General features: G+C 74.4%; 3 protein-coding genes and 1 pseudogene. 3 read left to right on the top strand and 1 reads right to left on the bottom strand.

Annotated elements, in window-relative coordinates:
- Positions 1 to 98 precede the first annotated feature (98 nt).
- Positions 99 to 947, bottom strand: coding sequence for an EamA family transporter (locus ACFXGA_RS30465; RefSeq protein WP_378093810.1), 849 nt, complete (start codon positions 945 to 947; stop codon positions 99 to 101).
- Between the two features lie 179 nt (positions 948 to 1,126).
- On the opposite strand from ACFXGA_RS30465, the gene ACFXGA_RS30460 reads away from it, so the two are divergent.
- The 3 genes and pseudogenes from ACFXGA_RS30460 to ACFXGA_RS30450 form a co-directional block, all read left to right on the top strand.
- Positions 1,127 to 1,741: a GTP pyrophosphokinase family protein gene (locus tag ACFXGA_RS30460; protein ID WP_378093808.1), complete on the top strand. Its 615-nt coding sequence runs from the start codon at positions 1,127 to 1,129 to the stop codon at positions 1,739 to 1,741.
- A 792-nt stretch (positions 1,742 to 2,533) separates the two neighbouring features.
- A complete protein-coding gene (locus ACFXGA_RS30455) occupies positions 2,534 to 3,802 on the top strand; it encodes a serine hydrolase domain-containing protein (protein ID WP_378093806.1) in 1,269 nt (422 codons plus the stop codon).
- 99 nt (positions 3,803 to 3,901) lie between these two features.
- Positions 3,902 to 10,363 (top strand): annotated as a pseudogene (locus ACFXGA_RS30450) (amino acid adenylation domain-containing protein); the annotation flags it as partial.
- Positions 10,364 to 10,460 lie beyond the last annotated feature (97 nt).

Genomic DNA, 10,460 nt, shown 5'->3' with positions numbered 1-10,460 from the left:
CCCACACAAAAAAACCAAATCTCTCCCGGCCGCCCTTTTATTTTTTTCCCCCCCGCGGGGGCCCCCCCCCCCCGCGCGCCCCCCCCCGCCCCGTCAGGTCACCGCCGGGCGAGCGCCACCAGGGCGAACCCCAGCACGAGCATCCCGCCCCACGACACGAGCGGCAGGCGTTCGTGCAGCACGACCACCCCCAGCACCGCCGCCACGGCGGGCTCCGCGAGCGTCAGCGTGGTCGCCGCCGCCGCGCCGGTGTGCCGCAGCCCGTGGCCGAACAGCAGGTACGCGGCGAACGTGGTGAACACCGCCAGGTGCGCGGTCACCGCCAGCCCGGACGGGCTCGCCACCCACCCGACGCCGAGCAGCAGCACCACCGGCAGCGCGAGCACCGCCGCGCCGCCGAACACCACGCCCACCACCGCCCGGGACGGGTGCCCGAGCCCGATGAGGTGCGCGCAGATCACCGAGTACGCCGCGTACGACAGGCCCGCGACCAGCGCCAACGCCACGCCGACGAGGTCGACGTGGGCGTCGCCGCCGCCGAGCACGAGCACCGCGCAGCCGACCACGGCGGTCGAGGTGACCGCCGGCCGGGAGCGCAGGCCGAGCACGATCGGCGCGGTGGCCAGCGCCACGGTGGTGGCCACGGCCACACCGGTGCGCTCGACGGCCGGGTAGAACGCGAGCGCGTAGCCCGCCACGGTGAGCGCGCCGAGCAGCAGCAACCGCCGGTCGGCGGTCCGCAGCACGGCGCGCGTGCCGCGCGCGGTCAGGAAGAGCAGGCACCCGCCGAGCACGAGGCCCGCCGCGCCGACGGCCGAGGCCGGCGCGGAGGCGGGTGCGAACGAACTGGCAGTGCCGGTCGTGCCCCACAGGACGCACGCGGCCAGGATCGGCAGCGGTCCGCGGGTGGAACGAGGGCGTGCCGGGACAACGGCAAGGGTCGACACTGGGTCTCCGTTCGCGAGAAGAGAAGAGGGCGCGAACGGGCGCACTGCGCGATCAGGCAGGCGTGAAGGTGTGCGTCAGCGAGTGCGCCCGGTCAGGCGCACGGCGGCGGGAGGACCACGTGCCAGTGGGTGTTCACGACCGGCATCCTAGCCCACCGACGTCCCGGTATCGTGGGATCATGGACATCGGCGTCGCGGATGACCTGCTGCGGCGGTCCCTCGTGGTCTACAAGTTCGCGGTGGACGAACTCCTGACGAAGCTGCGCATCCTCAGCGAGGAGTTCGACCTCGTGCACCGGCATGACCCGATCGAGCACGTCACGCACCGGGTGAAGCGGCCCGACGCGATCCTCGACAAGCTGCGGCGCAAGGGGCTCCCGGCGGACCTGTCGCTGGCCGCGGAGCACCTGGACGACGTGGCGGGCGTGCGCGTGGTGTGCCCGTTCGTGTCCGATGTGTACCGGGTGCGCGACATGCTGGCCCGGCAGAACGACGTCGAGATCCTGCGGACCAAGGACTACATCGCCGCGCCGAAGCCCAACGGCTACCGCAGCCTGCACCTGATCGTGCGCATCCCGGTCTTCCTGTCCGACCGGGTGGAGCACGTGAAGGTCGAGGTGCAGCTGCGGACCATCGCGATGGACTTCTGGGCCACCCTGGAGCACAAGCTGTACTACAAGTACGACGACCAGGTGCCCGCCGGCTTCGTCGAGGAGCTGACCGCGACCGCCGCCATCGCGGCCGAGCTGGACGCGCGGATGGAGTCGCTGCACCACGAGGTGCAGCGGGACTGACCCGCGCCCAAGCCGCCTCCGCCGCCCCGCCGCCTGCCGACACCCGGACCGCAGCCCACCCGCGTCCAAGCCGGCACCGCTTCCGACATCCGCGCCCGAGGTGCCGACGCCGCGCCCACCGCCGCGACACCCGCGCCCACCGCCGCGCACACCCACACCCGCGGCCACTGCCGCCCGCGCCCACACCTGCGGCCACTGCCGCCCGCGCCCACACCTGCGGCCACTGCCGCCCGCGCCCACACCCACACCTGCGGCCACTGCCCCCGACACCCCTGCCGGCTCGGCCCGGGTGCGCGCCGAGGCCGTGCGTGCGGCGGCCGGGGGCTTGCCACGCGCCGGAGTGTGCCCTGTACTTCCTGAAGGCCCCCGCGCCGCACCCCCGCCGGCGGACGACGCACCGGACCCCGCCTACGGCCGGGTAACGCCAAACGACCCGAAAGCCCTTTGGTTACGGTCTTCGCGAAACATCACAAGAAATCCGTCTGAACGGCGCAGGAAGTACATTTCGCGCCCCCGACCGACATCCTCGCGCCCCTCGGAGCACGTTGCCACCCGACTGCGAATAACCCTCGCGTACAGGGCTTATTTACGAGACGAGACGGTCCAAACCGGCCGTTCGAGTGAATCCCCGAAGTGTGTCTTCTGACACGTCGTCGCGATCCCCGCAAAATAGGGTTCGAGCATTCGAAGAATGCTCCGTTCGGCGGTCGCGACGATCAAGCGCCGACCGTCAACGTAGGGTCCGCAGCCCTGTTACTCATTCACTGTGGCTCATTCTCAGAGGGATCAGGCATGGACACCCAACGCATCGCCGCGCGATTAGCGGCGCTGGCCCGCGCGCACGCGGTACCCGGAGCGCAGCTCGCCGTGCACCACGGCGGGCGGACGTGGACGCACGAAGTCGGCCTGCCACCGGACGCCGCCGTGCCGATCGGCTCGATCACCAAGACGTTCACCGCGACCGTGGCGATGGCCCTGGTCTCGGACGGCGACCTGGAGCTGGACGCCCCGCTGTCGGACCACCTGCCCGGCGTCGCCGACGAGCTGACGCTGCGCCACCTGCTCAGCCACACCGGCGGCCTGCCGTCGAACCCGGAGGACGTGCGCACCACGTCGCTGCGCCACCACGTCCGGCAGGCCCTGCGCGAGCTGCACCCGCTGCACGAGCCCGGCGCGGGCTTCTCCTACTCCAACATCGGCTACGACCTGGTCGGCCACCTGATCGAGGTGACGACCGGCATGACGTGGGCGGAAGCGGTCGAGGCGGTCCTGTTGCGGCCGCTCGGGATCCGCGCCCGGTTCACCACCGGCCCGGACCCCGAGGTGGTCAGCGGGCACGCGGTCAACGCCGGCACCGGCCGGGCGGTCCCGGTGGCGCAGTCGCTGGCCCCGGTCGACGCGCCCGCGGGCGCCCTCGCCGCCAGCGCGTCCGACCTCGTCCGGCTGGGCCGGATGCTCGCGGGCGGCACGCCGCACCTCGTCGCGCCGGACGACCTGGCGCTGATGCGCGAGCCGGTCCGGCACGCCGAGCCGTTCGGCATGGCCGACGGCTGGGGCCTCGGCCTGGCGCTGTTCCAGCGCGACGGCGTGCGCTGGGTCGGCCACGACGGCACCGCCGACGGCACGTCCTGCCACCTGCGGATCAACCCGGCCGACGGGACCGCGGTCGCGCTGACCACGAACGGCAGCACGGGCTTCGCGCTGTGGCGCGAGCTGGTCGGCGAGCTGGCCGACGCCGGTCTGCCGGTGGCCGACTACGACGGCCTGCGCGGCCTGAGCCATCCCATCGCGCCCCCGCCGGACTGCACCGGCCGCTTCCGCAACGGCGACGTCGAGTACGCGGTGCGGGCCGTGGACCGGGAACGCCTCGCGCTCACGGTGGACGGCGAGCCGTTCGCCGACCTGTCGCTGTTCGACGGCCTGGTGTTCGCCATGCGTGATTCCGACACCGGCGACACCAACCAGACCGGGCGATTCCTGCGGGACCCCGACGACGGTGGCATCCGCTGGATCCAGATCGGCGGCCGGCTGGCCCGCAAGCACGCGGCGACAATGCACTGAAATTCACGTTTGACTCTAACTCTTCGCGCAATGGGTAACGCGCGCCCTTGAGCCAGAAAGGCACCCCTCGCGATGACGCATGCCCGCACACTGCCGGAATTGATCGCCGAGCAGTCGCTGCGCACCCCCGACGCACCCGCGGTGATATCCGCGGAGGGCGTGGTCGACTACCGGGAGCTGGACCGCCGCGCGAATCGGCTCGCGCACCTGCTGATCGCCAAGGGCGCGGGCCGCGAACGGGTGGTGGCGGTGGCCATGCCGCGGTCGGTGGACAACGTGGTGGCGCGGCTCGGGGTGCTGAAATCGGGTGCCGCGTACCTGCCGATCGACCCGGCCTACCCGGCCGACCGGATCGCGTTCATGGTGGACGACGCCGACCCGCTGCTCGTGCTCGACGACCTGCCCGACCTCGCGGGGCAGCCGGCCACGGCGCCGGAGGTCACGATCCGGCCGGACGACCCGGCCTACGTCATCTACACGTCCGGCTCGACGGGCCGGCCCAAGGGCGTGGTGGTGCCGCACCGGGGGCTGCCCGCGTTCTCCGCCGCCGAGGTCGGGCACTTCGACGTGCGCCCCGGCGACCGGGTGCTCCAGTTCTCCTCCCCCAGCTTCGACGCCTCGGTGCTGGAGCTGTGCATGGCCCTGCCCGCCGGCGCGGCGCTCGTGGTGCCGCCGCCCGGCCCGCTGCTCGGCGAGCAGCTCGCCGGGGTGATCGCGGACTTCGGCGTCACGCACGCGCTCATCCCGCCGGTGGCGCTGGCCACCGTGCCGGACGTGGAGCTGCCCGCGTTCCGCACGCTGGTCGTCGGCGGTGACGCGTGCCCGCCCGACCTGGTGGCGAAGTGGGCGCCCGGCCGTCGCATGATCAACGCCTACGGGCCGACCGAGTCCACTGTGGTCACCTCGTGGAGCGAGCCGCTGACGCCCGGCGGCACGCCGCCCATCGGCAGACCCATCCCGGGCACCGAGGTGCGGGTGCTGGACGACGAGCTGCGCCCGGCCGCCGAGGGCGAGCTGTACGTGACGGGCCTCGGCCTGGCGCGGGGCTACCTGGGCCGGCCGGGCCTGACCGCGCAGCGGTTCCTGGCCGACCCGTTCGGCGAGCCCGGCGCGCGCATGTACCGGACCGGCGACGTGGTCCGCACCCGCCCCGACGGGCAGTTGGAGTTCGTCGGCCGTGCCGACCACCAGGTCAAGATCCGCGGCTTCCGGGTCGAGCCCGGCGAGATCGAGGCGTTGCTGCGCGAGCAGCCGGGCGTCGAGCACGCCGTCGTGGTCGCGCGCGGCGAGCCGAAGCGGCTGGTGGCCTACGTCGTCGGCGAGCCGGCCCTGGCCGACGACGTGGCGCGGTTGCGGGCCGCGCTGGCGGCGAGACTGCCCGACTACCTGGTGCCGTCCGCGTTCGTCGCGTTGGGAGCGTTCCCACTGACGCCCAACGGCAAGCTGGACCGCGACGCGCTGCCGGAGCCGGTCATCGGGGACGTGCCGGAGGGCTTCGTCGAGCCGCGCACCGACGTCGAGCGCCGGGTCGCCGCCGTGTGGTCGGACGTGCTCGGCGTGCCCAACGTGGGCGCGCACGACGACTTCTTCGCCCTGGGCGGCGACTCGATCCTGGCCGTGCGGGCGCTGTCGCGGCTGGGCGGGCTGCCGGTGCGGGCCCTGTTCGACCACCGCACGGTCGCCGCGCTCGCCGGGCACCTGGACGGGCCGGCGGAGGGCCGCCCGGACGCCACGCCGATCCCGCGCGTGCCGCGGGTGTCGCCGCTGCCGCTGTCGTCGGCGCAGCGCCGGCTGTTCTCCCTGGACGGCACGGCCGAGCAGAACACCGCGGTCGGGATCCGGCTCACCGGCCCACTGGACGTCCCGCGGCTGGCCGCGGCGCTCGACGCGCTCGCCGACCGCCACGACGCGCTGCGCACCACGTTCGACGTGGTGGGCGACGAGCCGGTGCAGGTCGTCGCGGCGCACGGCACGATCCCGCTGCGCGTGCTGACCGACCGCCCGACCACCGCCGACCTCGGCCTGGACGAGCCGTTCGACCTGCGGCGCGGGCCGCTGACCCGGGCCGTGCTCGCCCCGCTCGGCCGCGACGAGCACCTGCTGGTGCTGGTGCAGCACCACATCGTGACCGACGGCTGGTCGGTGCAGGTGCTGCTGGAGGAGCTGGCCGGGCTGTACGCGGGCGACCGGCCGGCCGAGCCCGCCGTGCAGTACCCGGACTTCACCGCCTGGGACCGGGCCCGACCCGTCGGCGACGTGGCGTACTGGCGCGACCGGCTCGACGGCGTCGAGGCGCTGGACCTGCCCACCGACCGGCCCCGGCCGCCGCTGCGCACCACGGCGGGCGCGGTGCTGCGCCGCGCGCTGCCCGCCGACCTCGTCCGCCGGCTCGCGGGCGTGGGCCGCGCGCACGACGCCACCCTGTTCATGACGCTGACCGCCGCCGTGCAGGTGCTGCTGTCCGCGCGGGCCCGGCAGCGGGACGTCGCCGTCGGCACGGTCAGCTCCGGGCGCGACCGCGCCGACCTGGAACGGGCCGTCGGCTTCTTCGTCCGCACGCTCGTGCTCCGCTCCTGGGTGGACCCCGACCTGCCGTTCACCGCGTTCCTCGACCAGGTCCGCGACACGACGCTGGAGGCGTTCGCGCACGACGACGTGCCGTTCGACCGGGTCGTGGAGGAGCTGCGGCCCGACCCGGACCCGAGCCGCACGCCGCTCGTGCAGGCCGTCGTGGCGCTGCACCAGCCGCTGCTGCGCGACGCGCGGTTCGGCGACCTGACCGCGGTCGAGCACGACCTGCCCCGACCGGTCGCCCGGTTCGACCTGGTGGTGGAGTTCTGGCCGCGCGGCGACGACCTGGCGCTGACCCTGGAGTACAACACCGACCTGTTCGACGCCGCCACGATCGACGCCCTGGGCGCGGACCTGGAAGCGCTGCTGCGCCTGGTCGTGGAGGACCCGGACCGCCCGCTGCGCGGCCTGGTCGAGCTGGACTTCCCGCCCGACGACACGGTCCGCGTCCGGGGCTACCGGGTGGACCTCGCCGAGGTGGAACGGGCGGTCCGGCGGCACCACGAGGTGACCGACGCGGTCGTGGTGCCGGCCGACCGGCGGCTGGTCGCGTACGTGACGCCGCCGATCAGCCCCGCGGCGCTCCAGGGGTTCCTCGGCCAGGTGCTGCCCGCGCACGCCGTGCCCACGACGTTCGTCGGCCTCGACCACCTCGACCGCGACGCGCTGCCCGCGCCCCCGGACGAGCGCCGCGAGACCCGGTACGTGGCCCCGCGCACGCCCGTCGAGGCGGTGCTGGCGGAGGTGTTCGCCGACGTGCTCGGCGCGACCCGCGTCGGCGTGCGGGACAACTTCTTCGCCCTGGGCGGCGACTCGATCCTGGGCATCCAGGTGGTCACCCGCGCCCGGCGCGCGGGCCTGGTGCTGACCTCGCGGGACATCTTCGCCCACCAGACCATCGCGGCCATCGCGCCGCACGTGACCCGCGACCTGCCGCCCGCCGCGGACCAGGGCGTGGTCACCGGCGACGCGCCGCTCACCCCGATCCAGCGGTGGTTCCTCGACAGCCACGCGGTGCGGCCCGAGCACTTCGACCAGTCCGTCGTCGCCGACCTCGGCGCGGACGGCGAGCTGGACGTGCCGGCCCTGCGCACCGCCCTGGCCGCGCTGCTCGAGCACCACGACGCGCTGCGCACCCGGTTCCAGGGCGACCGCCAGGTGGTCGAGCCGGTCACGGACGCCGACCCGCTGGCACCGACCGGCTTCGACCTCACCCGCGGACCGCTGCTGCGGGCCGAGGTGCTCGACGCCCGGTCGGTCCGGCTGACCGCGCACCACCTCGTGGTCGACGGCGTGTCGTGGCGCGTGCTGGTCGAGGACCTGACCACCGCCTACCGCCAGGCCCGCGCCGGCCAGGCCGTCGACCTCGGGCGCAAGACCACGTCGTTCCGCGACTGGGCGACCCGGCTCGCCGAGCACGCCGCGCACGGCTTCGACGCCGAGCTGGACCACTGGACCGCGGTGGCCGCCACGCCGACCGACCTGCCGGTGGACCGGCACGGCCCCAACACGGTCGCCTCGCAGCGCGACGTCACCGTGCGGCTCACCGCCGAGGAGACCGCCGCGCTGCTGCGCGACGTGCCGGGCGTGTACCGCACGCAGGTCAACGACGTGCTGCTGACCGCGCTGGGCCGGGTGCTGGCCGACTGGACCGGCCGCTCCCGCGTGCTGGTGGACCTGGAGGGCCACGGCCGCGAGGAGCTGTTCGACGACGTGGACCTGTCCCGCACGGTCGGCTGGTTCACCACGGTCTTCCCGGTCGCGCTCGACCTGCCCGACGAGGGCGGCTGGGGCGCCGCGCTCAAATCGGTGAAGGAGCAGCTGCGGGCGGTGCCCGGCCGCGGCATCGGGTACGGCGCGCTGCGCCACCTGGCCCGCACCGCGCCCGCCTGCGACCCGCGGGTCTCGTTCAACTACCTCGGCCGGTTCGCCGAGGACCAGCGCGACCTGGAGCTGTCCGCGGACCCGCGCGCCCCCCGGCCCCACCTGCTCGACGTGGTGGGCCAGGTGCGCGGCGACCGGCTGGAGTTCACGTTCTCCTACAGCGAGCACACCCACGACCAGGAGACGATCACGCACCTCGCGAACGGGTTCGCCGCCGCGCTGCGCGGCATCCTGGCGCACTGCGCCGAGCCCGGCGCGGGCGGCCGCACGCCGTCGGACTTCCCGCTGGCGCGGCTCACCCAGGCCGAGGTGGACCGGATCACCGGCGAGGACGCCTACCCGCTCACCCCGATGCAGGCGGGCATGGTGTTCCACGGCCTGGGCGACCGGGGCGTGTACTTCCAGCAGACGACGTTCGTGGTGGACGGCGTCACCGATCCGGCGGCGTTCGCCGAGTCCTGGCAGCGGGTGGTCGACCGGACGCCGGTGCTGCGCAGCAGCGTGCTGTGGGAGGGCGTGCGCGAGCCGTTGCAGGTGGTGCACGAGCACGTCCGGCTGCCCGTCACGATCCTGGACTGGACCGACCTCGACGCGGCGGCCCGCGCCGACCGGCTGCGGGACCTGCTGGCCGAGGACCGGGCGCGGGGCATCGACCTCGCGCGGCCGCCGCTGATGCGGGTCGCGATCGCCCGCCTGTCCCCCACCAGCGTCCAGGTGCTGTGGACGTTCCACCACGTGCTGCTCGACGGCTGGAGCGTCTTCCACGTCCTGTCGGACGTGCTCGGCGCGGGCGAGCCGGCGCCGCGCCGCCCGTTCCGCGACTACGTGGCCTGGCTGGCCGGGCAGGACGAGGCCGCGGCGGAGGCGCACTGGCGCGGCGTGCTCGGCGACTTCGACTCGCCCACGCCGCTGCCCGCCGACCGGCCGGGCGAGCACGGCACGTCGTCGCGCCGCCTGCCGGTGGAGCTGACCGCGGCCGAGTCCGACGCGCTGTACGAGTTCGCCCGCCGGCACCGCCTCACGCCGAGCGCGGTCGTGCAGGGCGCGTGGGCGCTGCTGCTGGCCCGGTCCAGCGGCCGGCGCGACGTGTGCTTCGGCGCGACGGTCTCCGGCCGCCCGGCCGACCTGCCGGGCGTGGACGAGATCACCGGCATCTTCATCAACACGCTGCCGGTGCGGGTCCGGGTCGACGGCGCGGCGCCGGTCGCGGACTGGCTGCGCGCGTTGCAGGACGCCCAGGCCGAGTCGCGGCGGTTCGAGCACGTGCCGCTGACCGACGTGCAGGCGTGGAGCGCGGTCGAGCGCGGCACCGCCCTGTTCGACAGCGTGGTGGTGTTCGAGAACTACCCTGCCGACCTCGCCGCCCTGTCCGGGCACGGGGGCATGGGGCTGCGCGAGCTGTCCGCCGTGGAGACCACGAGCTTCCCGCTCAGCGCCACCGTCTACCCCCACGAACGGCTCGGCGTGCTGCTGGGCTACGAGCCCGCGATGTTCGACGAGGCCACCGTCGAACGACTCGGCCGACGGCTGCGCGCGCTGCTGGTGGGCCTGGTCGCGGACCCGGACCGGCCGGTGGCCGACGTGCCGTGGCTGTCCGACGCCGACCTGCGGGAGGTGCTGGTCGACTGGAACGGCACGTCCGCCGGCGAGCCGGTCGAGGGCACCATCGGGTCGCTGTTCGCCGCGCAGGCCGCGCGCACCCCCGACGCGGTCGCGGTGACCTGCGAGGGCACGAGCCTGACCTACCGGGAGCTGGACCGGCGGGCCAACCGGCTGGCGCACCACCTGATCGCCGCGGGCGCGGGGCCGGAGTCGTTGGTGGCGTTGCGGTTCCCCCGGTCGGTCGACCTGGTGGTGGCGGTGCTCGGCGTGCTCAAGTCGGGCGCGGCGTACCTGCCGCTGGACGCCTCCTACCCGGCGGAACGCCTCGCGCACATGATCGAGGACGCGCGGCCCGTGCACACGCTGGACCGGCTGCCGGACCTCTCGGCCTACCCCGACACCGACCCCGGCGCGCCGGTGGGGCCGGACAACGCCGCGTACGTGATCTACACGTCCGGCTCGACGGGCAAACCGAAGGGCGTGGTCATCCCGCACGCCAACGTGGTGCCGCTTGTGCGACCGGCCCAGCCCTGGGTGGGCGTTGGGGCCGGCGTAGTGTGGTAGCTTTTTTTCATTTTAGCCGTGGAAGTATGCGTGTGGG

It is taken from the genome of Actinosynnema sp. NPDC059335, from assembly GCF_042752395.1.
Taxonomy (GTDB): domain Bacteria; phylum Actinomycetota; class Actinomycetes; order Mycobacteriales; family Pseudonocardiaceae; genus Actinosynnema.
The sequence above is the reverse complement of the archived record's forward strand: the minus strand, read 5'-3'. Positions and strand labels throughout refer to the sequence as shown.

Excerpts from the sequence above, each read along its gene's own strand:
- ACFXGA_RS30460 (WP_378093808.1), top strand. The coding sequence starts at position 1,127 with ATGGACATCGGCGTCGCGGATGACCTGCTGCGGCGGTCCCTCGTGGTC.
- ACFXGA_RS30455 (WP_378093806.1), top strand. The coding sequence starts at position 2,534 with ATGGACACCCAACGCATCGCCGCGCGATTAGCGGCGCTGGCCCGCGCG.